Origin of the sequence: Actinoplanes sp. NPDC026670, from assembly GCF_040638175.1 — a bacterium.
Taxonomy (GTDB): Bacteria; Actinomycetota; Actinomycetes; order Mycobacteriales; family Micromonosporaceae; genus Actinoplanes.
Map to the genome: position 1 here is coordinate 61,619 of NZ_JBEZXU010000034.1, position 25,693 is coordinate 87,311.

General features: G+C 70.0%; 24 protein-coding genes. 7 read left to right on the forward strand and 17 right to left on the reverse strand.

Annotated features, from left to right (window positions below):
• Position 1: 1 nt before the first annotated feature.
• On the forward strand, positions 2–997 hold the full coding sequence (locus AB0E94_RS29885; RefSeq protein WP_360332739.1) for a COX15/CtaA family protein: 996 nt from the start codon (positions 2–4) through the stop codon (positions 995–997).
• Between the two features lie 192 nt (positions 998–1,189).
• Here the strand turns inward: AB0E94_RS29885 and AB0E94_RS29890 are convergent, their stop codons facing one another.
• The 3 genes from AB0E94_RS29890 to AB0E94_RS29900 all read right to left on the reverse strand — a co-directional run bounded on the left by AB0E94_RS29890 (position 1,190) and on the right by AB0E94_RS29900 (position 3,513).
• The gene (locus tag AB0E94_RS29890; RefSeq protein WP_360332742.1) at positions 1,190–2,068 is read right to left on the reverse strand and encodes a hypothetical protein; all 879 of its coding nucleotides are present in this window, start codon (positions 2,066–2,068) and stop codon (positions 1,190–1,192) included.
• Positions 2,068–2,361 carry a hypothetical protein gene (locus tag AB0E94_RS29895; protein ID WP_317787521.1) on the reverse strand — a complete coding sequence of 98 codons (294 nt, stop codon included), beginning with the start codon at positions 2,359–2,361 and terminating at the stop codon, positions 2,068–2,070. The genes AB0E94_RS29890 and AB0E94_RS29895 overlap by 1 nt, the downstream gene beginning before the upstream one ends.
• 198 nt (positions 2,362–2,559) lie before the next feature.
• Positions 2,560–3,513, reverse strand: coding sequence for a heme o synthase (locus AB0E94_RS29900; RefSeq protein ID WP_360332875.1), 954 nt, complete (start codon positions 3,511–3,513; stop codon positions 2,560–2,562).
• A 265-nt stretch (positions 3,514–3,778) separates the two neighbouring features.
• Here AB0E94_RS29900 and tkt point away from each other — a divergent pair, with 265 nt between their 5' ends.
• The 5 genes from tkt to pgl all read left to right on the forward strand — a co-directional run bounded on the left by tkt (position 3,779) and on the right by pgl (position 10,395).
• Positions 3,779–5,869, forward strand: a complete 2,091-nt coding sequence (gene tkt / locus AB0E94_RS29905; RefSeq protein ID WP_360332746.1) for a transketolase — start codon at positions 3,779–3,781, stop codon at positions 5,867–5,869.
• A gap of 38 nt (positions 5,870–5,907) precedes the next feature.
• Positions 5,908–7,011, forward strand: a complete 1,104-nt coding sequence (gene tal / locus AB0E94_RS29910; protein WP_360332749.1) for a transaldolase — start codon at positions 5,908–5,910, stop codon at positions 7,009–7,011.
• A 72-nt stretch (positions 7,012–7,083) separates the two neighbouring features.
• Positions 7,084–8,601 (forward strand): glucose-6-phosphate dehydrogenase, encoded by a 1,518-nt coding sequence (gene zwf, locus AB0E94_RS29915; protein WP_360332752.1) that lies wholly within the window; start codon positions 7,084–7,086, stop codon positions 8,599–8,601.
• On the forward strand, positions 8,598–9,581 hold the full coding sequence (locus tag AB0E94_RS29920; RefSeq protein WP_360332755.1) for a glucose-6-phosphate dehydrogenase assembly protein OpcA: 984 nt from the start codon (positions 8,598–8,600) through the stop codon (positions 9,579–9,581). The genes zwf and AB0E94_RS29920 overlap by 4 nt, the downstream gene beginning before the upstream one ends.
• 67 nt (positions 9,582–9,648) lie before the next feature.
• A complete protein-coding gene (gene pgl / locus AB0E94_RS29925; RefSeq protein ID WP_360332758.1) occupies positions 9,649–10,395 on the forward strand; it encodes a 6-phosphogluconolactonase in 747 nt (248 codons plus the stop codon).
• Between the two features lie 71 nt (positions 10,396–10,466).
• On the opposite strand, the gene AB0E94_RS29930 is transcribed toward pgl, so the two are convergent.
• From AB0E94_RS29930 to AB0E94_RS29940, 3 genes are read right to left on the reverse strand one after another with little or no spacing between them, the layout of a single operon-like run.
• A complete protein-coding gene (locus AB0E94_RS29930) occupies positions 10,467–10,913 on the reverse strand; it encodes a hypothetical protein (RefSeq protein WP_360332761.1) in 447 nt (148 codons plus the stop codon).
• Complete coding sequence (locus tag AB0E94_RS29935; protein WP_360332764.1) at positions 10,910–11,485, reverse strand: sigma-70 family RNA polymerase sigma factor; 576 nt, start codon at positions 11,483–11,485, stop codon at positions 10,910–10,912. The genes AB0E94_RS29930 and AB0E94_RS29935 overlap by 4 nt, the downstream gene beginning before the upstream one ends.
• Positions 11,486–11,531: 46 nt before the next feature.
• The gene (locus AB0E94_RS29940) at positions 11,532–11,948 is read right to left on the reverse strand and encodes a hypothetical protein (RefSeq protein WP_360332767.1); all 417 of its coding nucleotides are present in this window, start codon (positions 11,946–11,948) and stop codon (positions 11,532–11,534) included.
• Between the two features lie 104 nt (positions 11,949–12,052).
• Here AB0E94_RS29940 and AB0E94_RS29945 point away from each other — a divergent pair, with 104 nt between their 5' ends.
• Positions 12,053–12,655 (forward strand): GNAT family N-acetyltransferase, encoded by a 603-nt coding sequence (locus tag AB0E94_RS29945; RefSeq protein ID WP_360332769.1) that lies wholly within the window; start codon positions 12,053–12,055, stop codon positions 12,653–12,655.
• Between the two features lie 45 nt (positions 12,656–12,700).
• On the opposite strand, the gene AB0E94_RS29950 is transcribed toward AB0E94_RS29945, so the two are convergent.
• The 11 genes from AB0E94_RS29950 to uvrA form a co-directional block, all read right to left on the reverse strand.
• Positions 12,701–13,042 (reverse strand): RNA polymerase-binding protein RbpA, encoded by a 342-nt coding sequence (locus tag AB0E94_RS29950; protein ID WP_360332772.1) that lies wholly within the window; start codon positions 13,040–13,042, stop codon positions 12,701–12,703.
• A gap of 151 nt (positions 13,043–13,193) precedes the next feature.
• Entirely contained in the window at positions 13,194–13,448 is a 255-nt protein-coding gene (secG, locus tag AB0E94_RS29955) for a preprotein translocase subunit SecG (protein WP_317787531.1), read from the reverse strand.
• Positions 13,449–13,539: 91 nt separating this feature from the next.
• Positions 13,540–14,331 carry a triose-phosphate isomerase gene (gene tpiA, locus AB0E94_RS29960; RefSeq protein WP_360332777.1) on the reverse strand — a complete coding sequence of 264 codons (792 nt, stop codon included), beginning with the start codon at positions 14,329–14,331 and terminating at the stop codon, positions 13,540–13,542.
• The gene (locus AB0E94_RS29965) at positions 14,331–15,533 is read right to left on the reverse strand and encodes a phosphoglycerate kinase (protein ID WP_360332878.1); all 1,203 of its coding nucleotides are present in this window, start codon (positions 15,531–15,533) and stop codon (positions 14,331–14,333) included. Before AB0E94_RS29965 ends, tpiA begins: the two co-directional genes overlap by 1 nt.
• Entirely contained in the window at positions 15,530–16,531 is a 1,002-nt protein-coding gene (gap, locus tag AB0E94_RS29970) for a type I glyceraldehyde-3-phosphate dehydrogenase (protein WP_093610437.1), read from the reverse strand. The genes AB0E94_RS29965 and gap overlap by 4 nt, the downstream gene beginning before the upstream one ends.
• 316 nt (positions 16,532–16,847) lie before the next feature.
• Complete coding sequence (whiA, locus tag AB0E94_RS29975; RefSeq protein ID WP_093610439.1) at positions 16,848–17,828, reverse strand: DNA-binding protein WhiA; 981 nt, start codon at positions 17,826–17,828, stop codon at positions 16,848–16,850.
• 57 nt (positions 17,829–17,885) lie between these two features.
• Positions 17,886–18,905 (reverse strand): 2-phospho-L-lactate transferase CofD family protein, encoded by a 1,020-nt coding sequence (locus AB0E94_RS29980; RefSeq protein WP_360332780.1) that lies wholly within the window; start codon positions 18,903–18,905, stop codon positions 17,886–17,888.
• Positions 18,902–19,804, reverse strand: a complete 903-nt coding sequence (gene rapZ, locus AB0E94_RS29985) for an RNase adapter RapZ (protein ID WP_360332881.1) — start codon at positions 19,802–19,804, stop codon at positions 18,902–18,904. Before rapZ ends, AB0E94_RS29980 begins: the two co-directional genes overlap by 4 nt.
• Before the next feature lie 76 nt (positions 19,805–19,880).
• The gene (gene uvrC, locus AB0E94_RS29990; RefSeq protein WP_360332783.1) at positions 19,881–21,869 is read right to left on the reverse strand and encodes an excinuclease ABC subunit UvrC; all 1,989 of its coding nucleotides are present in this window, start codon (positions 21,867–21,869) and stop codon (positions 19,881–19,883) included.
• An 84-nt stretch (positions 21,870–21,953) separates the two neighbouring features.
• The gene (locus tag AB0E94_RS29995) at positions 21,954–22,478 is read right to left on the reverse strand and encodes a Rieske (2Fe-2S) protein (RefSeq protein WP_360332786.1); all 525 of its coding nucleotides are present in this window, start codon (positions 22,476–22,478) and stop codon (positions 21,954–21,956) included.
• A 227-nt stretch (positions 22,479–22,705) separates the two neighbouring features.
• A complete protein-coding gene (gene uvrA, locus AB0E94_RS30000; RefSeq protein WP_360332789.1) occupies positions 22,706–25,642 on the reverse strand; it encodes an excinuclease ABC subunit UvrA in 2,937 nt (978 codons plus the stop codon).
• Between the last annotated feature and the right edge of the window lie 51 nt (positions 25,643–25,693).

Here is a 25,693-nt window from a genome sequence, read left to right on the forward strand (position 1 = left end):
GATGCGCGGGGTGAAGTCCTCCACGGCGCCCCTTGCGTCCGCTTTCCTGGCCTCCCGCCCTGTTCAGTGGTGCGGGTCCTCGTTGCGCGGGCTGGCCCTGGCCTCGGTGGTCGCCAACATCGGCATCATCGTCACCGGCGCCGCGGTCCGGCTCACCAAGTCCGGGCTGGGCTGCCCCACCTGGCCCCGGTGCACCGACGAGTCCTACGTGTCGACGCCCGAGATGGGGATCAACGGGGCCATCGAGTTCGGCAACCGGCTGCTCACGTTCGTCCTCGTGGCGATCGCCGTGGCCTGCTTCCTCGGTGCCCTGGCCCGGCGCCGGCGCTCGCTGGTCAAGCTGTCGGTCGCGGTCGCGCTCGGCATCCCCGGGCAGGGTGTCATCGGCGGCATCACGGTGCTCACCAACCTCAACCCGTGGGTGGTCGGGCTGCACTTCATCCTCTCCGTCGCGCTGATCGCCGGGGCGTTCGCGCTGTGGCGCCGGGTCGACGAGGGCGACGGCGACCCGGTGCTCCTGGTCCCGGCCCCGCTGCGCCAGCTGGCCCGGGTGACGACGGCGGCCAGTCTCGCGGTGATCGCGGCCGGCGTGGTGGTGACCGGCAGCGGGCCACACTCCGGCGACCAGGGCGCCAAGCGCAACAACCTCGACCCCCAGCAGGTCGCCCAGATCCACGCCGACCTGGTGTTCCTGCTGATCGGCCTGACCGTGGCGCTGTGGTTCGCGCTCCGCGCCGTGAACGCGCCGGCGGCCGCTCTCCGCGCCGCGGCCGTGCTGTTCTGGGTCGAGATGGGGCAGGGGGTGATCGGCTTCGTGCAGTACTTCACCCACCTCCCGGTCCTGCTGGTCGCCGCCCACATGCTCGGCTCCGGCCTGGTCTGGGTGGCCACCCTGTCGGTCCTCTGGTCGCTGCGCTCCCGCCCGGCGGTCGCCGCCGAGCCGGCCCCGGCCGTCACCCCGGCCCAGGCCGCCGTCGACCCGGTCCCCACCGCCTGACCTCCCACCGCAGCACCCCGTAGCGCTTTCGCCGAGTTGCCTGCCGTCGATCTTGTGGAGTTCGGCGACAACGGCGCGCCGGAATTTCACAAGTTCGCGGATGGGGTAGGGAGCTGCGGCTCGCGGTGCGGGCAGAAAACAGCGTGGTGACCGGCGGCCCGGAACGGACCGCAAGTCACCACGCTGTTCTGGTCAGATGCGGGCGAGAATCGCGTCGGCGAGCCGCTCGGCGGCGCCCGGCCCGTGCAGCAGGAACAGCGCCGGCTCGGTGAGTTCCAGCTCGATGAGCATCGGCGTCCCGTCCGGCCCCGGGATGAGGTCGACCCGGGCGTACAGCAGCTGCTTGGACCCGCCCGGCACCGCGGCGAGGACCTGGGCGGCCAGGTCCAGTTCGGCCGGGGACGGCGTGCGGGCGGTGATCTGCTCGGAACCGACGCTCACCTTGACGTCACCCCGGACGGTGAGCATCGCGCCCTTGCGGATGCCGTGGCTGAACGTCAGCTCACCGGTCTCGTCCGGTGTGCACAGCACCGCGGTCTCGCCGGCGGTGTCCACCGCGGACAGGTAGGGCTGGACCATCGCGGTCCGCCCGGCTCCGGTGAGCCGCCCGACGTGGGCGACGGCCTCCCCGGCCTGCCCGGGAAGCAGATAGCGGGCGGTGTCGCGGCTGCCGGCGCTGATCGTCGGCTTGACCACCCACTCGCCGTCGGCCGGTGGCGTCCAGCTGTCGCCGGGACCGACGAACCGGGTCGGGATGATCGGGATGCCGGCGGCGGCGAGTTCGCCCAGGTAACGCTTGTCGGTGTTCCAGACGATGATGTCGGCCGGGTTGGCCAGCCGGGGGACGGACCGCGCCCAGGCGACGAACGCCTCGGGCCGGTCGGTGTAGTCCCATGGGGACCGGATGACGGTCAGGTCGTAGCCGGACCAGTCGGCGCCCGGGTCGTCCCAGCGGACCGCCTCGACGACCACGCCGCGCGCCCGCAACGCGTCGCGCAGCCGATGGTCGTCCTCCCGCAGATCGGGGAAGGCTGCGCAGGTGACCAGCGCGACCCGGGAGTCGCGGCCCATCAGCGGGCCATGCTCCGGCGCGACATGGAACGCCACAGGTCGTTGCTGGGCCGCATCTGCTCGAGGAGCTCGCGCTCCCACTCGTTCTCCACCTGGACGCCGGCCTTGTCACACGCTTCACGGGCGACACCGGTGTCCTGGGCGAACTGGTCGGACCACTCGCCGTCCTCTCCGACGAGGACGATGCGGGCGCCGCGCTTACCGACGTACTCGATCACCGCCTTGGCGCCGCCGTGTCCGGCGGCGAAGGACTTGATCGAGGAGGTCAGTGTCGTAACGGAACCTTCTGCCATGTTGCGCAGCCTAAGCAGTCAAGGACGCCACGGTGTGCACCCCGATCGGTTTTTGTGACTCCAATTACCTGGAGGTTTCAACATTCGGGGCTTTGTTATGCGTAGGTAACGTACGAATTGTTCCCGCGCCCGAAATCCGCCCTTCGAGTGACGGACAGTGATGACACTGCTGACAATCCGGGCATCCTGTGCGACGGGTCAGATCAGAGCGTCAACGGCGACGGCCATGAAGACCACCGTGAGGTACGTGATCGACAGGTGGAACAGGCGCATCGGCTTGACCGCCGTGCCACCGCCGGCCCCGCGCGCCAGCCGGACCGCCTCGAAGAGGAACACCGCGCCCATCACGATCGCGGTGACCCCGTAGATCGGTCCAAGCCCGAGCGGCCACGCGACGAGCGAAGCGGCCACAGTGAGGACGGTGTAGAGGATGATCTCGAAGTTGACCCGCTTCATCGAGCGGACCACGGGCAGCATCGGGATGCCGGCGCGGGCGTAGTCGTCCTTGTACTTCACGGCGAGCGCGTAGAAGTGCGGCATCTGCCAAAAGAAGACAATCGCAAAAAGCGCCCACGCCATCGGCGGGATGGTGTTCGTGACGGCCGCCCAGCCGATCACCACCGGGGCCGCTCCGCACACTCCACCCCAGAACGTGTTCGCGGGCGTACGACGCTTCAGCCACATGGTGTAGATGACGTCGTAGTAGAAGATGGAGAACGCGGTCAGCGCGGTGGCCAACCAGTTGGTGAGAAGCGCCATCAGGGCGACGGAGATCACAGCCAGTGTCAGGCCGAAGATCAGCACGGCTCGCGGCGTCATCTGGTTCGCCGGCAGCGGGCGCCGCTTGGTGCGCCGCATCAGCTCGTCGATGTCGCGGTCGATGTAGCAGTTGAGCGCGCTCGCGGCGCCGCCGGCCAGACCGCCGCCGACCAGCACGGCCGTGAATGTGACCGGGTCAGGCCACCCCTGGGCGGCCAGCATCATGGTCGGCACGGTGGTGACCAGGAGCAGTTCCACGATCTGCGGCTTGGTCAGGGCCAGATAGGCCCGGAACACCGCAACCCAGCTCCGCCGTGCCTCGACGCGCTCAGCGCGCTCGGGGCGATCGGCACCGCCGGGCGTCCGCCGTTGGACGGGACGCTCGGTGATCATGCTCACGGACAGCCACCTTCCGGCATCGCCTTTATTACGCGGCCGTTAATCGGGTGATGACCCGGCCGCCAACCCGGACAGCCTACGCGTAGCCGTTGATGCTGCTCGGGGCACCCGGCACGGGTGCATGCGGTCACACCCGTTGAACCGGCGTGTCCGCTCACAGCGTATGTGCCTAGTGCGTTCGCTGCGCATGCGTTTAGCCCGACTGGATAGGGTCAAGCCGAAAAGGGTTCCATTATTTTGCCCGAGGAGCAGAACCGACGTGGCTGCCACAGATCCCGCTCTCAACTGGTCCGACCTCGACCGCAAGGCGGTGGACACCACCCGGGTCTTGGCCATGGACGCCGTGGAGAAGGCCGGCAACGGCCACCCCGGTACCGCCATGAGCCTGGCCCCGGCCGCCTACCTGCTGTTCAACCGTGTCATGCGGCACGACCCCACGGACCCGGAGTGGGCGGGGCGAGACCGCTTCGTGCTCTCCTGTGGTCACTCCAGCCTCACCCTTTACGTACAGTTGTTCCTCAATGGTTACAGCCTGTCGCTGGATGACCTGAAGTCGCTGCGCCAGTGGGACTCGCTGACCCCGGGCCACCCGGAGTACGGGCACACCCCCGGCGTCGAGATCACCACCGGCCCGCTGGGCCAGGGCATCGGCAACGCGATCGGCATGGCCATGTCGGCCCGCCGTGAGCGTGGCCTGTTCGACCCGGACGCCGCGGCCGGCGAGTCGCCGTTCGACCACTACGTCTACTCGATCGCCAGTGACGGCGACATCGAGGAGGGCGTCAGCCACGAGTCGTCGGCCATCGCGTCGGTGCAGAAACTGGGCAACCTCGTCGTGATCTACGACGACAACCAGATCTCCATCGAGGACGACACCCGGATCGCCAAGAACGAGGACGTCGGCAAGCGCTACGAGGCGTACGGCTGGCACGTCCAGACGGTGAACTGGAGCGGCTCGGACCCGTATGTCGAGGACGTCGAGGAGCTGTACGCCGCGATCCAGGCGGCCAAGGCGGTGACCGACAAGCCGTCGTTCATCGTGCTGAAGACGGTGATCGGCTTCCCGGCGCCGAAGAAGCGGAACACCGGCAAGATCCACGGCTCCGCGCTGGGCGCCGCCGAGATCACCGCCACCAAGGAGCTGCTCGGTTTCGCCGACGAGCCGTTCGCGATCGACGACGAGGTCGTCAAGCACGCGCAGCAGGTCGTCGAGCGTGGCCGCGAGGCCCGCGCCGCCTGGCAGGAGAAGTTCGACGCCTGGGCGGCCGGCAACGCCGAGGGCAAGGCGCTCTTCGACCGGCTCGCCACCCGGTCCCTGCCGGAGGGCTGGCACAAGGCGCTGCCGGAGTTCCCGGCGGACGCCAAGGGCCTGGCCACCCGGGCCGCGTCCGGCAAGATCCTGGAGGCGCTCGCCCCGGTCCTGCCCGAGCTGTGGGGCGGTTCCGCCGACCTGGCGGAGTCCAACAACACCACCATGAAGGGCGAGCCGTCCTTCATCCCCGCGGAGTACGCGACCAAGGAGTTCCCCGGTCACGAGTACGGCCGCACGCTGCACTTCGGCATCCGTGAACACGGCATGGGCTCGATCCTCAACGGCATCGCGGTGCACGGCGGCACCCGTCCGTACGGCGGCACGTTCCTGGTGTTCTCCGACTACATGCGTGGTTCGGTCCGGCTCTCCGCGCTGATGAAGCTGCCTGTCGTGTTCGTGTGGACGCACGACTCGATCGGTCTCGGCGAGGACGGCCCGACGCACCAGCCGATCGAGACGCTGACCGCGCTGCGGGCGATCGTCGGCCTCGACGTGGTCCGCCCGGCCGACGCCAACGAGACGGCGTACGCCTGGCGTGGCGCCCTGGAGCACACCGACCGCCCGACCGCGCTCGCGCTGTCCCGGCAGAACCTGCCGACCGTCGACCGCTCGAAGTACGCGTCGGCCGAGGGCACCCTCAAGGGCGGCTACATCCTGTCCGAGGCGTCCGGCGGCACGCCGAAGGTGATCCTGATCGCCAGCGGCTCCGAGGTGTCGATCGCGCTCACCGCGCAGGAGCGCCTGGAGGCCGAGGGCACCCCCACCCGGGTGGTGTCGATGCCCTGCCAGGAGTGGTTCTTCCAGCAGGACGTGGCATACCAGCAGCAGGTTCTGCCGCACGGGGTGAAGGCGCGTGTCACCGTGGAGGCGGGCATCCGGATGAGCTGGGACCGGATCCTCGGCGACGCCGGCGAAGCGGTCAGCATCGAGCACTACGGCGCCAGCGCCCCGGCCGCGGTCCTGTTCGAGCAGTTCGGGTTCACCGCTGACAACGTCGTCGCGAAGGCCAAGGCGTCCCTGACCAAGGCCGCCAACTGACTTTTCTTGTCACATCCTCTTTTCAGGAGTTGAGGGAAATGACCGACAGATTGGCCGAGCTGTCCGCCCAGGGCGTCGCGGTGTGGCTCGACGACCTCTCCCGGGTACGGCTGACCAGCGGCTCGCTGGACAAGCTGCGCACCGAGCAGCACGTCGTGGGCGTGACCACCAACCCGAGCATCTTCCAGAAGGCGCTCTCCGACGCCGACGCCTACGACGAGCAGGTCCGTGACCTGGCCGTCCAGGGTGTGACGGTCGAGGAGGCGATCCGGCTGCTGACCGCCAAGGACGTCCGCTGGGCGGCTGACGTGTTCCGCCCGGCGTACGACGCGTCCAACGGCATCGACGGCCGGATCTCGATCGAGGTGGACCCGCGCAAGGCCCACGAGACCGAGTCCACCGTCGCCGAGGCGAAGACCCTGTGGTGGCTCGTCGACCGGCCCAACCTCTACATCAAGATCCCGGCGACGCAGGCCGGCCTGCCCGCGATCACCCAGGTGCTGGCCGCGGGCATCAGCGTCAACGTCACGCTGATCTTCTCGGTCGAGCGCTACCGGGCGGTCATCGACGCGTTCCTGACCGGCCTGGAGCAGGCGAAGGCGAACGGCCACGACCTGTCCAAGATCGGCTCGGTCGCGTCGTTCTTCGTCTCGCGCGTCGACACCGAGGTGGACAAGCGCCTCGACAAGATCGGCTCGGACGAGGCGAAGGCCCTCAAGGGCAAGGCGGCGATCGCCAACGCCCGGCTGGCGTACGAGGCGTACACCGAGGAGTTCGGCGGCGACCGCTGGAAGGCCCTGGCCTCGGCCGGCGCCCACCCGCAGCGCCCGCTCTGGGCGTCGACCGGCACGAAGAACCCGGAGTTCCTCGACACCATCTACGTCGAGGAGCTGATCGCGCCCGGCACGGTGAACACCATGCCGGAGTCGGTGATCTTCGCGTACGAGGACCACGGCACCACCCGCGGTGACACCGTCACCGGCAACTTCGCGGACGCCCACCAGGTCTTCACCGACCTCGCCGCGGTCGGCATCGACTTCGCCGACGTGTTCAAGGTCCTCGAGGACGAGGGCGTGGAGAAGTTCGAGCAGAGCTGGAACGAGCTGCTCGAGAACGTCACGAAGACCCTCAAGGCCGCATAAGCGCTGAATGACGGAGCGGCCTGTCCTGTGGACAGGCCGCTCCGCACCCTCCAGAACTGGCAGGATGGGAACGTGGGTAATCCGCTGCGCACCGCACAGGACCGTCGGCTTCCGCGGATCCCGGAGCCCTGTGCTCTGGTCATCTTCGGGGTCACCGGTGACCTGTCCCGTAAGAAGCTCATCCCGGCCGTGTACGACCTGGCCAACCGTGGTCTGCTTCCCCCCGGTTTCGTGGTGGTGGGCTTCGCCCGCGCCGACTGGGGCGACGGCAGCTTCGAGTCACTGGCCTACGCGGCAGCCAAGAAGGGCGCCCGGACGCCCTGGCGCGACGACGTCTGGCAGCGCCTCTCCGAGCGATTCCACTTCATTCCCGGCTCGTTCGACGACGACGACGCCTTCGACAAACTCGCGGCCACGCTGGACGAGCTGAAGGAGCGCAACGGCATCGCCGGCAACGCGGCCTTCTACTTCTCCATCCCGCCGGCCGCGTTCCCGCTGGTGCTCAACCAGCTCAACCGCACCGGCATGGCCGATCCCTCGAAGACCGGCGGCTGGCGCCGGGTCGTCGTGGAGAAGCCGTTCGGCCACGACTTCCAGAGCGCCGTGCAGCTCAACAAGCTGGTCGACGACGTGTTCATCCCGGAGGACGTCTTCCGGATCGACCACTACCTCGGCAAAGAGACCGTGCAGAACATTATGGCGCTGCGCTTCGCGAACAGCCTGTTCGAGCCGGTGTGGAACTCGAAGTACGTCGACAGTGTGCAGATCACCATGGCCGAGGACGTCGGCATCGGCACCCGGGCGGCGTTCTACGACGCCTCCGGCGCGGCCCGTGACGTCCTGCAGAACCACCTGCTGCAACTGCTCGCGATGATCGCCATGGAAGAGCCGACGAGCTTCGACCCTCAGGAGGTACGAGCGGAGAAGCTCAAGGTCCTCAAGGCGATCAGTCTCCCGCCCGACATCAGCACCGGTTCCGTCCGCGGGCAGTACCTTCCCGGCTGGGTGGCCGGCGAGCGTGCCGTCGGGTATCTGGAGGAGCCGAACATCCCGGCCACGTCCACCACGGAGACGTATGCCGCGGTCCGCCTCGGCATCCAGAACCGGCGCTGGGCGGGCGTCCCGTTCTACGTGCGGGTCGGCAAGCGGATGCCCCGGCGGGTCACCGAGATCGCGATCCTGTTCAAGCGGGCGCCGCACCTGCCGTTCGACCCGGCCGACGTGGAGATGCTGGGCCACAACCAGCTCGTCGTGCGCGTGCAGCCGGACGAGGGCGTGGTCCTGAAGTTCGGCTCCAAGGTGCCCGGCACCTCGATGGAGGTCCGGGACATCGCGATGGACTTCCAGTACGGCGAGGCGTTCACCGAGTCCAGCCCGGAGGCGTACGAGCGGCTGGTCCTGGATGTTCTGATCGGTGACCGGACGCTCTTCCCGGACGCCGCCGAGATCGAGCAGTCCTGGCGGGTCATCGACCCGCTCGAGGCCGCCTGGGCGGGCAACAAACCGGAACCGTACCGGGCCGGCGAGTGGGGCCCGCGGGCCTCCGACGAGATGCTGGCGCGCGAAGGCCGTACCTGGAGGCGGGCATGATCGGTCTGTGGGACACCACCGGCAACGAGGTCGTCAAGGCTCTGGCCGCGGAGCGGCGCAGCGCCGGCGGCGTGGCATCGGGCCTGGCCCTGACGCTGATCGCGGTGGTCGAGGAGAAGAAGGTCCGGGAGGCCGAGGCGGCGGCCACCATCGCCGCCGCCGCGCACCCCTGCCGGCTGCTCATCGTGGTCCGCTCCGACATGGAGGGCCGCAGCCGGCTGGACGCGGAGATCGTGGTGGGCGGGCGTCTCGGCCCGGCCGAGGCGGTCGTCATGCGGATGTACGGCCGTCTCGCCCTGCACGCCGAGTCGGTCGTGATGCCGCTGCTCGCCCCGGACGTCCCGGTGGTCACCTGGTGGCACGAGGAGCCGCCGAACATGATCGCCAACGACTTCCTGGGTGTCGTCTCGGAGCGCCGGATCACCGACAGCGCGCAGGCGCCCGACCCGGTGGCCGCGCTCAAGCAGCGGGCCATCGACTACGCGCCCGGTGACACCGACCTCACCTGGACTCGGATCACGCTGTGGCGGACCCTGGTGGCCGGCGCCTTCGACAGCACCGAGGCCCGGGTCATCGGCGCGAAGATCGTGGCGCCGGACCGTGACCCCACCGCCTGGCTGATGCTGGGCTGGCTCAAGTCGCGTCTCGGCATCGAGCCGACGATGGAGCACACCGACCGGGCGCCGCGCCTGCACTCGGTGGAGCTCCAGTGCGAGAACGGCGACTGTGTCCGGGTCACCCGTGAGGAGGGCACGGCGCTGTTCAGCCGGACCGGCCAGGAGGACCGTTACATGCCGCTGCCGAAGCGGCCGGTCGGTGACGAGCTGGCCGAGGAGCTGCGCCGGCTCGACGCCGACCAGATCTACGCGGACGCGCTCGGCGCCATGGCCGGTCTGTCCGGCCTGGACCACCGCAACCCGGCGCGCGTGCACGTCTGGAAGGATCCGGCTCTGGCCGCGATCGCCAGTTCCGCTGCCTGACACCTACACATCGGGGCCGTCCGTCGCACTGCGGCGGGCGGCCTCGCACATTGAGGGAGAGACCCCATTGAGTGAGACCGTGGTCGTGGTGGTTCCGGACGCCGACATCCTGGCGTCCACGGTGGCGGCACGGCTCGCCATCAAGATCATCGACGCGCAGGCGGTGCACGGCACGGCCAGTGTGGTGCTGACCGGCGGCCGGGTCGCGGCGAAGGTGCTGCGCTCGGTGCGGGAACTGCCCGCCGCCGCGGCGATCGACTGGTCCCGGGTGGACCTGTGGTGGGGTGACGAGCGGTTCCTGCCGTCCGGCGACCCGGACCGCAACGAGACCCAGGCGCGCGAGGCCCTGCTGGACAAGCTGCCCCTCGACCCGGCCCGGGTGCACGCGATGCCGGCCTCCGACGGCCCGGACGGCGAGGACGCGGTCAAGGCCGCCGCCCGGTACGCGTCCGAGCTGGCCGCCTCGGCCGGTCCGGACGGTTCGGTGCCCCGGTTCGACGTGCTGATGCTCGGCGTCGGTGAGGACGGGCACGTGGCGTCGCTGTTCCCCGGGCACCCGGTGCTGGCGGAGACCGGCCCGGCCGCGGCCACCTTCGACAGCCCGAAGCCGCCGCCCACCCGGGTCACGCTCACCGTGCCGACGATCCGGAGCGCCGACGAGGTGTGGCTGATCGCCGCGGGACCGGACAAGGCCGCCCCGATCGGCACGGTGCTGTCCGGCGGGGATCTGCCGGCGGCGAGCGCGACCGGCGTACAGAAGACGCTCTGGCTCCTGGACCAGGCTGCCGCGGCGAACGTTCCGGCCCAGCGGTGACCCGCGTGGTGATCTGCGGTGCGCTCCGCGCCGCAGATCACCACACAAACCGCCTGGTGGTCAGGTGGGCGTCAGCGGGACGGGCCGGCGGCCGGGGTCGCCTCAGGCGGGGCCGCAGTTTCGACGCCAGGGGTCTCGTCGGGCGCGGCGGTGACCGATTTCGGCTGCCCGGACCGGGACGGCGTCAACGGGGCGGTCGGCAGGACCGAGGTCGACCGGGCCGGGACCGGCGTCTTGATCGACGGCTCGGCCGGGGTGGAGGGCGACTGCGGCGCGGTGATCCCCGGATCGGCGGGCTGGACCGGCGCCGGATCGGGCGCGCCCGGGCCCAGCGTCACGGCCAGCGCCACCGCTGCGATCGCCACCCCGGCCGGTAACGGCAGCCAGCGCCACAGCCGCAGCCGTTTGCGTGGCGCCGCGACAGTCGGCGGCACCCCGAACCGCAGCCGCTCCTGCGTGATCTGACCGGCCCGGGCGACCAGCGCGCTCCGCAGCCGTAGTTCCAGATCGTCGGTCACCGGTCCCCCATTCGTGCTCGCAGGATGGACAGCGCGCGGTGCGCCGTCGACTTGACCGTGCCGCGGGAGACCCGCAGCGTGTCGGCGATCTCCCCCTCGGAGAGCTCCGACCAGTAACGAAGAACCAGGACCTGGCGCTGCCTGGCGGTCAGGCCGCGCAGCGCCCCCAGCATCTCCCGGTCACCGACCCCGAGCAGCGCCTCGTCCTCCGCGGCCGGAACGTTCTCCGGCTGCGGAGGAAGATAGGCCCGGGCGGTGCGGCGGCGGCGCAGCGCGGACCGCGCCGCGTTGGTCACCCCGGTGATGAGGTACGCGTTCGGATCCGTCACCCCGCGCAGGTCGGGGCCGTGCCGCCGGTACAGGGCGGTGAACACGTCCTGCACGATGTCCTCCGCGGTGGGCAGGTCGTCGACCATCAGCACCGCCAGCCGCACCATGCTGAGCCGCCGGCTGTGGTAGAGCTCGTTGATCGCCGGCGGCGTCTCCGGGGCGCCACGACCGGCCGCTCGCACACCGGCGGAGACTCCGCGCAGCCAGGCGAGCAGCGAAGGGAACGGCAGAACAGAGATCACGGGCGCCCCGGGGGTCGTGTGGCGGGAACGAACGGTACCTTCCGGGTCAGCGCGAGCGCGACGGCGTGACGGCCGGTTTCGGCGCCGTGGTCGCGGTCGGCTTGGCCGGTGCCGGGGTCGCGGTGGGCCCGGTGCCCGGGGTGACCGCGGGCTTCCCCGCCGGGGAGGCCTCGGGGGTGGCCGGCACGGCGGTCGGCTTGTGACCGGTCTGGGCCGGCTTCGACGGCGCCGGAACCGGGGCCGCCGTCTCTGCGACCGGCGACGCCGGAGCGGTCGCCTGGGCCGGCTTCGAGGGCGCGGGGGTGGCCGGCTCGGCGGTCGGCTGGTGGCTGGTCGCCGCCGGGGTCGGGGGCACCGGGGCCGGGGTGGCCTCGTCGGCGAACGCGGTGGCCGACAGGCCGGCGATGCCGAGCACGGTCACGGCGCCGACGGTGAGGGCCAGGCCACGGGTCGAGATTCGCATCGGTACTCCTGCTCGTTGGGGTGCTGTCGCAGGAGTAGACGCGCGGCCGGCCGGAAGGTTGGCGGTTCCGGAGTGACGCGCGCCACAGATCTAGGCTGTTGAGAATGCAGCCGACCATTCGCGCCTACCGGCCCACCGACCTCGACGCGATCTATGACATCTGCGTGCGTACCGCCGCCGCGGGCGGGGACGCCCGCGGCCGGCACACCACGGACCGCATGCTCGGCGACGTCTGGGCGGTGCCGTATGTGACCCGGGAACCCGAGCACGCGCACGTGCTCGACGACGGGACCGGCACGGCGGTCGGCTACATCCTGGGCACCGCCGACACCGAGGCGTTCGTGAAGTGGTTCCGGGAGGAGTGGATTCCGGCGAAGGCCGGGACGTTCGCGGCCGACGATCCACGTGACCGGGAACTGGCCGCGGTGTTCGAGTCGCCGGAGAAGATGATCCGGCCGGAGTTCGCCGGCTATCCGGCCCATCTGCACATCGATCTGCTGCCCGAGTGGCAGGGCCGGGGGCAGGGCCGCGCGCTGATGGCGGCCTTCCTGGACGGGCTGCGCGCCGCCGGTGTGGAGCGGGTGCACCTCGGCATGGCGGCGGAGAACACCGGCGCCTACGCGTTCTATCGCCGGCTGGGTTTCCACGACATCCAGGTGCCCAACCCGGGCGCCCGGTTCGTCGGACGCGACACCGGGCCGCTGTGAGCCGGGGCGCGCCGGCTGCCCCTGTCCAGCCGGCGCGCCCGTTGATCACTCGCCGCGGCGCTGACGGACCTTGGCGAGCGCCTCGGCGAGGATCGCCGCGGCGTCCTCGTCGGAGCGGCGCTCCTTCACATACGCCAGATGCGACTTGTACGGCTCGGTACGCGCACGGCCCGGCGGGCTGGACGGGTCCAGACCGGCCGGCTGCCCGCATCGCGGACAGTCCCAGGTGTCGGGGTTCGCCGCCTCCGCCGCGAACCAGATGATGCTGTCGTGACCGGCCGCGCAGAAGTAGGTCACCTGCCTGCGCGGTGCGGGTTCGCTGCGCTCGTCGGGTCGCATCGGGCTGGACCCGATCCGGCTGCCGCGAATAGCGCTGCCACTGGACACGGACGTCACTCCTGTCTCGAGGGGCCTCTCAGAGGGTCGCCGTCCGGTTCCGGGGGACTCGTGAGGGGCGCGCGAACCGGACAGCAGGAACAAAAAACCGCACGGCCGGAAAAACCGGCCGCGCGGCAGATTGTACGACTACAGCGCGCTGTCAGGAAGCCAGCTGAACCTTCAGCCAGAAGCCGAGCCCGACAATGCAGGCGAACCAGATGATGGCCACCAGAACGGTGTAGCGGTCAAGGTTCTTCTCCGCCACCGAGGAACCGGCCAGGCTGGACGTGACGCCGCCACCGAACATGCTCGACATGCCGCCGCCCTTGCCGCGGTGCAGAAGGATCAGCAGGGTCAGCAGAATGCTGGTGATGATCAGCAACACGATCAACGTGTAAGCGAACGCGATCGGCATCGTCGGGTTCATTCCTCTCGAAGGGCAAGCAGCGGTCCCACAATAGCGGGTGCCCGGCCGCATGATACGACCGGGCACGCGCTAATTACCGTCAGCGTCCGACATGCTCCGGGAAACGCACGATGGCAGCGAAGCCCTCGGCGTCCAGAGCGGCGCCACCGACCAGGGCGCCGTCCACGTCCGGCTTGGCCATGATCTGGGCGATGTTGTTCGCCTTGACCGAGCCGCCGTACTGGATGCGGACCACGTCGGCCACCTCGGCGCCGAACTTCTCGGCGAGGCGGCCACGGATCGCGCCGCAGACCTCCTGGGCGTCCTCAGGCGTCGCGGTCTTGCCGGTGCCGATCGCCCAGACCGGCTCGTAGGCGATCACGATCTGCTTGAGCTGCTCGGTCTTGAGCCCTTCGAGACCGGCGTCGACCTGGGCGAGCACGTGCTCGACCTGGTTGCCGGCCTCACGGATCTCCAGGCCCTCGCCGACGCAGAAGATCGGCACCAGACCGGCCTCGAAGGCGGCCTTGTTCTTCGCGTTGACCGTCGAGTCGTCCTCGTTGTGGTACTCACGGCGCTCGGAGTGCCCGACCACCACGTAGGTGCAGCCCAGCTTGGCGAGCATGCCGCCGGAGATCTCACCGGTGTACGCGCCGGACGCGAACTTCGAGACGTCCTGCGCGCCGTACCCGATGTTGAGCTTGTCGTCCTTGATCGCGCCCTCGACGCTGCGCAGATCGGTGAACGGCGGCAGGACGACCGTCTCGACGGCCTCCAGCTGCTCGGCGTTCAGGCTCGCGGCCAGTTTCCGGACCAGGAGGATCGCCTCGAAGTGGTTGAGGTTCATCTTCCAGTTGCCGGCGATGATCGGCTTGCGGGTCACGTCACCCATCACTTCTCCAGAGCGGCGACGCCCGGCAGCGTCTTGCCTTCGAGGTACTCCAGGGACGCGCCCCCACCGGTGGAGATGTGACCGAACGCGGACTCGTCGAGCCCGAGCGTGCGCACGGCGGCCGCGGAGTCACCGCCACCGACGACCGAGAAGCCGTCGATCTTGGTGATCGCCTCGGCCACGCCACGGGTGCCCGCGGCGAACGGCGCCAGCTCGAACACGCCCATCGGCCCGTTCCAGAACACGGTCTTCGCGCCCGCGATGGCCGACGCGAACAGCTCGGTGGACTTCGGGCCGATGTCGAGGCCGAGCCGATCAGCGGGAATCTCTGAAATGTCGGACACCGCGTGCTCGGCGGAGGCGGAGAACTCGGTCGCCGCAACGACGTCGACCGGCAGGACGATCCGGCCCTGAGCCTGCTCCAGCAGATCCGCACACACGGAGATCATCTCGGTCTCCAGCAGTGACTTACCGACCTCGTGGCCCTGGGCCTTGAGGAAGGTGAAGCACATGCCACCACCGACGAGCAGCTTGTCCACCTTGGGCAGCAGCGCCTGGATCACGGCGAGCTTGTCGGAGACCTTGGAGCCGCCGAGGACGACCACGTAGGGCTGCTCCGGGCTCTCCGACACCTTCTTGAGGACCTCGACCTCCTTGAGGACGAGACCACCGGCGTAGTGCGGCAGGCGGGCCGGCACGTCGTAAACCGAGGCGTGCTTGCGGTGCACCGCGCCGAAAGCATCATCGACGTAGAAATCCGCAAATTTCGCCAATTCATCGGCGAAAGCGCCACGAACCGCATCGTCCTTCGAGGTCTCACCCTCGTTGAACCGCAGGTTCTCCAGCAGCAGGACCTGGCCGTCCGCCAGCGCTTCAACGGCCTCGGCAGCAGACGAGCCGACCGTGTCGGAAGCGAAGACCACGGCCGAGCCGAGCAGCTCACCCAGACGGGCGGCGACCGGCGCCAGCGTAAAGGCAGGGTCCGGCGCGCCCTTCGGGCGGCCCAGGTGGGACGCCACGATCACGCGAGCGCCCGCGTCACGCAGGGCGATCAGCGTCGGCAGGACCGCGCGGGCGCGGCCGTCGTCGCTGATGACGCCCGGGTTGCTCTTGTCGAAGGGGACGTTCAGGTCGGCGCGCACGAAGACGCGCCGACCCGAGACACCCTCGGCGAGCAGGTCGTCGAGAGTCTTCAAGATCAGGCTCCGACGAGCTTGACCAGGTCGACGAGGCGGTTCGAGTAGCCCCACTCGTTGTCGTACCAGCCGACGACCTTGACCTGGTTGCCGCCGATGACCTTGGTCAGGCCGGCGTCGAAGATGCAGGAGGCCGGGTCGGTGACGATGTCGGCCGACACGATCGCGTCCTCGGTGTAGACCAGGATGCCCTTGAGCGGGCCCTCGGCGGCGGCCTTGATCGCGGCGTTGACCTCCTCGACCGTGGTGTCACGGGCGGCGGTGAAGGTCAGGTCGGTGGCCGAGCCGGTGGGGATCGGCACCCGGAGCGCGAAGCCGTCCAGCTTGCCCTTGAGCTCCGGCAGCACCAGGCTGACGGCCTTGGCGGCGCCGGTCGAGGTGGGCACGATGTTCAGCGCGGCGGCGCGGGCACGGCGCAGGTCGCTGTGCGGGCCGTCCTGGAGGTTCTGGTCCTGGGTGTACGCGTGGATCGTGGTCATCAGACCCTTTTCGATCCCGATCGTGTCGTTCAGAACCTTCGCCATCGGGGCGAGGCAGTTGGTGGTGCAGGACGCGTTCGAGATGACGGTGTGCTTGGCGGCGTCGTACAGGCCGTCGTTCACACCCATCACGATCGTGATGTCCTCGTTCTTGGCCGGAGCCGAGATGATGACCTTCTTGGCGCCCTTGTCGACGTGCGCCTTGGCCTTGGTGGCGTCGGTGAAGAAGCCGGTCGACTCGATGACGACGTCAGCGCCCAGGTCGCCCCAGGGCAGGTTGTTCGGGTCGCGCTCGGCGAACGCCTTGAACGACTTGCCACCGACGCTGATCTCGTCGGCGGACGCCTTCACCTCGTGGCCCAGGCGACCCAGGATGCTGTCGTACTTCAGCAGGTGAGCCAGCGTGGCGTTGTCGGTCAGGTCGTTCACGCCGACGATCTCGATGTCAGCGCCGGAGGCGAGAACCGCCCGGAAGAAGTTACGACCGATACGGCCGAAGCCGTTGATGCCAACCCGGATGGTCACAGGTGGTCTCCTCTTTACGGTCCGCCGGATTCTGCGACCGGCGGAGGGGTCTGCATGCCGACCATTGGGCCGACTCGAGGCGTCCGGCCGCCGCACCCAGAAAATGCGATGACGGGGGGCTCGACCGGACTGCCGGCACCGTCGCCGTCACCCGTGACACTATCCGAGCCCGAACACCCGCGGAGCAGCGGGGCGCGACCTGAACGTTACCTAAACGGATCACAGCGACGTTACCGGCGACGTCATCAGCCTGGCCCAGGTGGCCACCGCCGATAAGGTCCAAAGGTCCCCCGATCGAGGTGATCGGGATCACCCGTCAGCAGGCCATCATCTCCGGGGTCACGGCCGCCTCGGTGTCCGGGATGCCGAGGTCGCGGGCCCGCTTGTCGGCCAGGGCCAGCAGCCGCCGGATCCGGCCGGCGATCGCGTCCTTGGTCAGCGGCGGGTCGGCCAGGGCGCCCAGCTCCTCCAGCGACGCCTGCCGGTGCTCCAGGCGCAGGCGGCCGGCCGACGTCAGATGGTTCGGCGCGTCCTCGGAGAGGATCTCCAGCGCCCGGGTGACCCGGGCCGCGGCCGCGACCGCCGCGCGGGCCGAGCGCCGCAGGTTGGCGTCGTCGAAGTTGGCCAGCCGGTTCGCGGTGGCGCGCACCTCACGGCGTACCCTCCGCTCCTCCCAGGCCAGGACGCTGGAATGCGCGCCGACCCGGGTGAGCAGCGCGGCGATCGCGTCGCCGTCCTTGATCACCACCCGGTCGACGCCGCGCACCTCGCGGTCCTTCGCGGTGATGCCGATCCGCCGCGCCGCGCCACGCAGCGCGAGCGCCGCCTCCGGACCCGGGCAGGTGATCTCCAGCGCGCTGGAGCGGCCCGGCTCGGTCAGCGAGCCGTGCGCCATGAACGCGCCCCGCCACGCCGCCACCGAGCAGCACACGTTGCCGCTCACCACATGCTGCGGCAGGCCGCGGACCGGACGGCCACGCACGTCGAGCAGACCGGTCTGGCGGGCCAGCACCTCGCCGTCCTTGACGATCCGGACGATGTAGTGGCTGCCCTTGCGCAGCCCGCCGGAGGCCAGCACGTGCACCTCGCTCGGGTAGCCGTAGACGTCGGCGATCTCCCGCCGCAGCCGCCGGGCCACCGCGCCGGTGTCCAGCTCCGCCTCGACGACCACCCGGCCGGAGACGATGTGCAGCCCACCGGCGAAGCGCAGCAGCGCCGCCATCTCCGCCCGCCGGCAGCAGGGCTTGGGCACGTCGACCCGGCTCAGCTCGTCCTTGACCGCTGCCGTCATCGCCATCGTGTTGTCACCTCATGCGCCGGATCTTGAACAAAGTGTGCCGCACTACGTCAGTAATCAACGAGTGGCGCCCAATACTGGCACCAGGGCGGCGCCCAATGACTCAGGATCATGCCGTGGGCTGCCGTCCGCAACGGCCACGGGCACCAGAACGAGTTCCGCGCCCAGATCGTGAGCTGCCGCCCGGACCGGTTCCGGCTCGCCGACCCACTTCGCGTCGGCGAGAACCGTGTCGACCCGGAGCTGTGGAAGGTACCAGTGCAGGGCCGCCAGATGATCTGCGGTGGACAGCCCGGCCGTCTCCCGGTCGGGGCTGAGATTGAGGGTGACCAGCCGGCGCGCCGGGCTCGCGACGATCGCCGCGGCCAGCTCCGGGACCAGCAGGTGCGGCAGCACACTCGTGTACCAGCTGCCCGGCCCGAAGATCAGCCAGTCGGCCGACCGCACCGCCTCGATCGCCTCCGGGCAGGCCGGCGGGTCGGCCGGGACCAGCCGCAACGAGGCCACCCGCCCGTCGGCGACCGCCACCGAGTGCTGGCCGGAGAGGGTCACCCGGCTGCCGTCGGCGGCCACCACGTCGGCCTCTATGCCGACCGCGTGCCGGGCCATCGGCAGCACCCGGCCCCGCGCGCCGACCATCTCGGCGGCGTGGTCCAGGGCGGCCACCGGGTCGCCGAGCATCTCGATCAGGCCGAGCAGCAGCAGGTTGCCGACTGCGTGCCCGGCCAGGGTGTCCTGGCTGCGGTCGGCGCGCCGCTCGATCCGCGGGCCCCGGCCCACGGTGGCGTGCTCCGGAAGCGCCATCGACATCGCGGCGAACCGGTGCTGCATGAGGCTCGCGGTGAGCCGGTGGGTGGGATGGTCGTCGGCCAGCGCGGCGAGCGCCTGCCGCAGGTCGCCCGGTGGCAGCAGCGCGTCCCGCTCGACCCGCAGCCGGCCGCTGGACCCGCCGTCGTCGCCGACCGTGACGATCGCGGTGATCTCCAGGTCGAGATCACGCGCGCTGTGCCGCAGCGCCCGCAGCGAGGCGCCCAGACCGTGTCCGCCGCCGAAGGCGACCACCCGGATCGCCGTCACTCGCGCCCCAGGTCGCGGTGCGAGGTGTGGGCGGACAGCCGCATACCGGACAGCCGCGAGGTGAGCTCCTCGGCGATCGCGACACTGCGGTGCTTGCCGCCGGTGCACCCGATCGCCACCGTCAGGTAGCGCTTGCCCTCCCGCTCGAAACCGGGGGCGGTCGCCGCGATCAGGCCGGCGTAGGTGGCGACGAAATCGGTCGCGCCCTCCTGGCCCAGGACGTAGCTGCTCACGCCCTCCTCCAGGCCGGTGTGCTCCCGCAGCTCCGGCACCCAGAACGGGTTGGGCAGGAAACGGGCGTCCAGCACGTAGTCGGCGTCCGGCGGCAGGCCGTACTTGAAACCGAAGGAGAGCACGGTGATCCGCAGCCGGCGCGAGTCCTCCCCGCCGAACAGCTCCTCGACCCGGCGGCGCAGCTGATTCACGTTCAGGTGGCTGGTGTCGATGATCACGTCGGACTGCTCGCGGGCCTCGGCCAGCAGCTTGCGCTCGGCGGCGATGCCGTCGGCCAGCCGCCCGTCACCCTGCAGCGGGTGCGAGCGCCGCACCGACTCGAAGCGCCGGATCAGCACCTCGTCGTCGGCGTCCACGAACACCACCCGCGGCGAGAAACCGCGCTCCTTCAGAGCGCGGACCGCACCGGCCAGGTCGGTGGAGAAGGCCCGGCTGCGCACATCAAGGACCATGGCGGTACGCCGGGCGGCGCCCCCGGCCGCGAAGGCCAGCTCCGCCATCTCCAGCATCAGGGCCTGCGGCAGGTTGTCGACCACGTAGAAGCCGACATTCTCCAGCGCACGCGCCACCGTGCTGCGGCCACCGCCGGACAGCCCGGTCACCACCACCAGGTCGGTCCCCGCCTCGTCGGGCTCCACCACCTCGTCGGGCCCGAGATCCGGCATCGCTTCGGTCACCACGCCTCCTGCGTCATCACGCCCGCGCTGATTCGGCGGACACAACATGGTAGGCCGACACGGCTCACCGCCCCGCGGTCTTCCCCGTCTCGGGTGAACGCAGCGCGGCCAGGACCGATTCCGCCGTCTTCAGACCGATGCCGGGAACCTCGGCGATCTCCTCCGGCGTGGCGTCGGCGAGCCGTTTCAGCGAGCCGAAGTGGCGCAGCAGAGCCTTGCGGCGCACCTCGCCCAGGCCGGCCACCTCGTCCAGCGCGGACTCGGTCATCCGTTTCGAACGGCGCTGCCGGTGGAAGGTGATGGCGAACCGGTGTGCCTCGTCACGCACCCGCTGGAGCAGGTAGAGCGCCTCCGACGTGCGCGGAAGGATGACCGGGAAGTCGTCGGCCGGCAGCCACACCTCCTCCAGCCGCTTGGCGAGACCGCACAGCGCCACATCGGTGACACCCATCTCGGCCAGGACCGCGGCGACCGCGTTGACCTGCGGCTGGCCGCCGTCGACCACGATCAGCTGCGGAGGGTACGCGAACCGGCGCGCCTTGCCGGTCAGCGGATCGATGCCCGGCAGCTCCCCCGCGGCGGCCGGCTCCTCGGCGGCCGAATCCTCGGCGGCCGAATCCGCGGCGGCCGGCTCCTCCGGCTGGGCCAGCGCCTTGTAGCGGGCGAACCGCCGGCGCATCACCTCGCTCATCGCGGACAGATCGTCCATGCCGCTGCCGTCCGGGTTGCCGCGGACGATGAAGCGGCGGTACTCACTCTTGCGCTCCAGCCCGTCCTCGAAGACCACCATCGAGGCGACCACATCGGTGGCCTGGATCTGCGAGACGTCGAAACACTCGATGCGCAGCGGCACACCCTCCATGCCGAGCGCCTCGGCGATCTCCTCGAGCGCCTTGCTGCGGGTGGTGAGGTCGCCGGCCCGGCGCAGCTTGTGCCGCTGGAGCACCTCGGCGGCGTTGCGCGCGACCGTCTCCATCAGCGACTTCTTGTCGCCGCGCTGCGGCACCCGCAGGCTGACCCGGCTGCCGCGATGCCCGGAGAGCCAGTCGTTCAGCGCCTCGGCGTCGTCGGGCAGCTCCGGCACCAGCAGCTCGCGGGGCACATCGTTCTCGCCGTGCTCCTCGCCATACATCTGGGTGCAGAAGTGGTGGACCAGGTCGCCGGTGGTCAGCTCCTCCACTTTCTCCACCACCCAGCCGCGCTGGCCACGGACCCGGCCGCCACGCACGTGGAACACCTGGACGGCCGCTTCCAGCGGGTCCTCGGCGAAGGCCACGATGTCGGCGTCGGTGCCGTCGCCGAGCACGACGGTCTGTTTCTCCAGAGCCCGGCGCAGGGCCATCAGGTCGTCGCGGAGCCGGGCGGCGAGCTCGAACTCCAGCTCCTCGGAGGCCTGGAGCATCTCCCGCTCGACCCGCTTGAGGAACTGGTCGGTGCGCCCGGCCATGAAGTCGCAGAAGTCGTCGACGATCTCGCGGTGCTCCTCCTGGCTGACCCGGCCGACGCACGGGGCCGAGCACTTGCCGATGTCACCGAGCAGGCAGGGCCGTCCGATCTGGTGGGCCCGCTTGAAGACGCCGGCCGAGCAGGTGCGCGCCGGGAAGACCCGCAGCAGCAGGTCGAGGGTCTCGCGGATGGCCCAGGCGTGCGAGTAGGGGCCGAAGTAGCGGACGCCCTTGCGCTTGGCGCCGCGCATCACCTGGAGCCGGGGGAAGTCCTCGTCGAGGGTGACGGCGAGGAACGGATACGACTTGTCGTCGCGGTATTTCACGTTGAAGCGGGGGTCGAACTCCTTGATCCAGGAGAACTCCAGCTGGAGCGCCTCGACCTCGGTGCCGACTGTGACCCAGTCCACACTGCCGGCTGTGGTGACCATCTGCTGGGTGCGCGCGTGCAGCGACCAGACGTCGGCGAAGTAGGAGTTGAGCCGGTTACGCAGGCTTTTCGCCTTGCCGACATAGATCACCCGGCCGGCCGGGTCACGGAAGCGGTAGACGCCCGGGGCATCGGGGATGGTACCGGGAGCCGGACGATAGGTGGACGGGTCTGGCACAACCCCAACACTAGTGTGTGGGACTGACAGAATTGCCCGGCCGCAGGCCCGGTGCCGCCGCCACGGCCCGGGCCTGCGGTCCGATCAGGCGGTGACGATGTTGTCGCCGTCCAGCGTCACCGCGGTCTCGGCGAGCGCGGCCTTCGCCGGGCCCTTGGTCACCGCACCGGTCGCGATGTCGAAGTCACTGGCGTGGCACAGGCACTTGATCTGGCCGCCCTCGATCTTGCTGACCGGGCAGCCCTGGTGCGTGCAGATCTTGCTGAACGCCTTGAAGGTGCCCTCCTCGGGCTGCGTGACGACCAGGTCGTCGAGGATCACCCCGCCGCCCACCGCCACCTCGGACGCGGCGACCAGGACGGTGCCGCCGGCGGCGTTGCTGCCGCCCCCGGTGCTGCCACCCTCGGTGCCCTTGCTGCCGGCCGGGACCGGGTCCTTGTTGAAGTCGGTGCCGTTCGGGTTGGTGCCGCTGGAGTCCGTGCCGCAGGCCGCCAGGGCGGCAGCCACGCCGATGCCGCCGGCGCCCATCAGGACGACGCGTCGTGTCGAGGTGGAGCCCGTACGGTCCTGCTGGATCTCGGCGTCGGTCCTCGGCTGCACGTCAGTCATCTTTGTCGCCCTCCACTACCTGTCTTCTGCCGCCAATGTCACGCGGAGTCGCTCCGGAATACGGATCGGGGCCCACGATCAGTTCAAACATGCCGAGCGAGGTTTCTCCCGCTTCCTCCGTGTTCGGCCGACCCATTTGCCGGAGTGCGCCGAACAGCGGGACACCCGGCTGACCTTAGGAGACCAACCGGGTGCCGTTGCTGAGAGTCGTCTAAGAATCTTCTAAATCAGGCCGGGGCCTTGGCACGCGACCTGGTGACCCGGGTTCCGTTGGCCTTCGCGGCCCGGCCGACCGCGTCCTTCGACCCGCCGCCCGCCCCGGACAGGCCCAGCATGTGCCGCAGGAACTGGCCGGTGTGGCTCTCGGCCACCTCGGCCAGCTCCTCGGGCCGGCCGGTGGCCAGCACCAGGCCGCCCTTGCTGCCGCCCTCCGGGCCCATGTCGATCAGCCAGTCGGCCGACTTGATCACGTCGAGGTTGTGCTCGATCGTGATCACCGTGTTGCCCTTGTCGACCAGGCCGTTCAGCACCAGCAGAAGCTTGCGGATGTCTTCGAAGTGCAGGCCGGTGGTCGGCTCGTCGAGCACGTAGACGGTCCGCCCGGTCGAGCGTTTCTGGAGCTCGGAGGCGAGCTTGACCCGCTGCGCCTCACCACCGGACAGGGTCGTCGCGGGCTGGCCCAGCCGCACGTAGCCGAGGCCGACCTCGACCAGGGTGCGCAGGTGCCGGTGGATCGACGGCAGGGCCGAGAAGAAGTCGGCGGCCTCCTCGATCGGCATGTTCAGGATCTCCGAGATGGTCTTGCCCTTGTAGTGCACCTCCAGGGTCTCCCGGTTGTACCGGGCCCCCTTGCACACCTCGCACGGGACATAGACGTCCGGCAGGAAGTTCATCTCGATCTTGATGGTGCCGTCGCCCGAGCAGTTCTCGCAGCGGCCGCCCTTGACGTTGAACGAGAACCGGCCCGGACCATAGCCCCGGACCTTGGCCTCGGTCGTCTCGGCGAACAGCTTGCGGATGTGGTCGAAGACACCCGTGTAGGTGGCCGGGTTGGACCGCGGGGTACGCCCGATCGGCGACTGGTCCACCCCGACGACCTTGTCCACGTGCTCCAGCCCGGTCACCCGGGTGTGCCGGCCGGGCACCTGCCGGGCGCCGTTGATCTGGTTCGCCATCACCGTGTGCAGGATGTCGTTGACCAGTGTCGACTTGCCCGAACCGGAGACTCCGGTGACCGCGATGAACTGGCCCAGCGGGAACGGCACGGTCAGGTTGCGCAGGTTGTGCTCGCGGGCGCCGTGCACCACCACCTCGCGGCCGGCGGTCTGCGGGCGGCGGGTGGCCGGCAGCGGGATCGACTTCCGGCCGGACAGGTAGGAGCCGGTCGGGGACTCCTCGTTCGCCAGCAGACCCTCCACCGAGCCGCTGTGCACGATGTGGCCACCGTGCTCGCCGGCGCCGGGGCCGATGTCGACGACCCAGTCCGCGGTCCGGATGGTGTCCTCGTCGTGCTCCACCACGATCAGCGTGTTGCCCAGGTCGCGCAGCCGTTTCAGGGTCTCGATCAGCCGGTGGTTGTCCCGCTGGTGCAGGCCGATCGACGGCTCGTCCAGCACGTAGAGCACGCCGGCCAGGCCCGAGCCGATCTGGGTGGCGAGCCGGATGCGCTGCGCCTCGCCGCCGGACAGGGTGCCGGCGCCACGGTCCAGGGAGAGGTAGTCCAGCCCGACGTCGACCAGGAAGCGCAGCCGGGCGTTGATCTCCTTGAGCACCCGCTCGGCGATCATCTTCTGCCGCTCGTCGAGTTCGAACGAGGCGAGCAGATCGGCGCAGTCACCGACGGACAGGTTGCAGATCTCGGCGATGTTCTTGCCGGCCAGCGTGACCGCGAGCACCTCGGGCTTGAGCCGGGCGCCGCCACAGACCGAGCAGGGCACGTCGCGCATGTACCCCTCGTACTTCTCGCGCGACCAGTCGCTCTCGGTGTCGGTGTGCCGCCGCTCGATCCACTGCACCACGCCCTCGAAACCGGTGTAGTACGAGCGCTCCCGGCCGTACTTGTTCCGGTAGCGCACGTGGACCTGGTCCTCGGCGCCGAACATGATCAGTTTCTGGGCGCGGGTCGGCAGCGACCGCCACGGCTGGTCCAGGGTGAAGCCCTCGGCGCTGGCCAAGGCCTCCAGCAGGCGCAGGAAGTACTCCTGGGTGGTGCCGCCGGCCCACGGCTGGATCGCGCCCTCCCGCAGGCTCTTCTCCTCGTCGGGGATGAGCAGCTCCGGGTCGACCTCCTTCTTCGTGCCGAGGCCGGAGCACTCGGGACACGCGCCGTACGGCGCGTTGAAGGAGAAGACCCGGGGCTCCAGGTCCTCGATCGCCAGGGGGTGGTCGTTGGGGCAGGCCAGGTGCTCGGAGAAGCGGCGCTCCCGCTCCGGGTCGTCCTCCGGCAGGTCGACGAAGTCGAGCAGGACGATGCCGCCGGCCAGCCCGAGCGCGGCCTCGACCGAGTCGGTCAGGCGCTGCTTCGACGAGGCCTTCACGCTGAGGCGGTCGATCACCACCTCGATGGTGTGCTTCTCCTGCTTCTTCAGCTTCGGCGGCTCGGTGAGCGGGTGCACCACGCCGTTGACCCGGGCCCGCGCGTAACCCTTGGCCTGCAGCTCGGCGAAGAGATCGACATACTCCCCCTTGCGGCCGCGGATCACCGGGGCCAGCACCATGAAACGGGTGCCCTCCTCCATGGCCAGCACCCGGTCGACGATCTGCTGCGGGGTCTGCTTGCTGATCCGCTCCTTGCAGACCGGGCAGTGCGGGATGCCGGTCCGGGCGAAGAGGAGGCGCAGGTAGTCATACACCTCGGTGATCGTGCCGACGGTCGAGCGCGGGTTGCGGTTCGTCGACTTCTGGTCGATCGACACCGCCGGGGACAGGCCCTCGATGAAGTCGACGTCGGGCTTGTCCATCTGGCCGAGGAACTGCCGCGCATACGAGGACAGCGACTCCACGTAGCGCCGCTGCCCCTCGGCGAAGATCGTGTCGAAGGCGAGGCTGGACTTGCCCGAACCGGAGAGCCCGGTGAAGACGATCATGGCGTCACGGGGCAGGTCGAGATTGACGTCACGCAGGTTGTGCTCGCGAGCGCCACGGATTGTCAGTCGGTCGGCCACGGCCAGCCTTTCCGCTTTTCAGGATCACACCCGTACAGGTGTATGAGTCGA

Coding starts and splice junctions, on each gene's coding strand:
- AB0E94_RS29885 (WP_360332739.1), top strand. CDS start 2: ATGCGCGGGGTGAAGTCCTCCACGGCGCCCCTTGCGTCCGCTTTCCTG.
- AB0E94_RS29890 (WP_360332742.1), bottom strand. CDS start 2,068: ATGGGCCGCGACTCCCGGGTCGCGCTGGTCACCTGCGCAGCCTTCCCC.
- AB0E94_RS29895 (WP_317787521.1), bottom strand. CDS start 2,361: ATGGCAGAAGGTTCCGTTACGACACTGACCTCCTCGATCAAGTCCTTC.
- AB0E94_RS29900 (WP_360332875.1), bottom strand. CDS start 3,513: ATGATCACCGAGCGTCCCGTCCAACGGCGGACGCCCGGCGGTGCCGAT.
- tal (WP_360332749.1), top strand. CDS start 5,908: ATGACCGACAGATTGGCCGAGCTGTCCGCCCAGGGCGTCGCGGTGTGG.
- AB0E94_RS29920 (WP_360332755.1), top strand. CDS start 8,598: ATGATCGGTCTGTGGGACACCACCGGCAACGAGGTCGTCAAGGCTCTG.
- AB0E94_RS29940 (WP_360332767.1), bottom strand. CDS start 11,948: ATGCGAATCTCGACCCGTGGCCTGGCCCTCACCGTCGGCGCCGTGACC.
- AB0E94_RS29945 (WP_360332769.1), top strand. CDS start 12,053: ATGCAGCCGACCATTCGCGCCTACCGGCCCACCGACCTCGACGCGATC.
- secG (WP_317787531.1), bottom strand. CDS start 13,448: ATGCCGATCGCGTTCGCTTACACGTTGATCGTGTTGCTGATCATCACC.
- tpiA (WP_360332777.1), bottom strand. CDS start 14,331: ATGGGTGACGTGACCCGCAAGCCGATCATCGCCGGCAACTGGAAGATG.
- whiA (WP_093610439.1), bottom strand. CDS start 17,828: ATGGCGATGACGGCAGCGGTCAAGGACGAGCTGAGCCGGGTCGACGTG.
- rapZ (WP_360332881.1), bottom strand. CDS start 19,804: ATGCCGGATCTCGGGCCCGACGAGGTGGTGGAGCCCGACGAGGCGGGG.
- AB0E94_RS29995 (WP_360332786.1), bottom strand. CDS start 22,478: ATGACTGACGTGCAGCCGAGGACCGACGCCGAGATCCAGCAGGACCGT.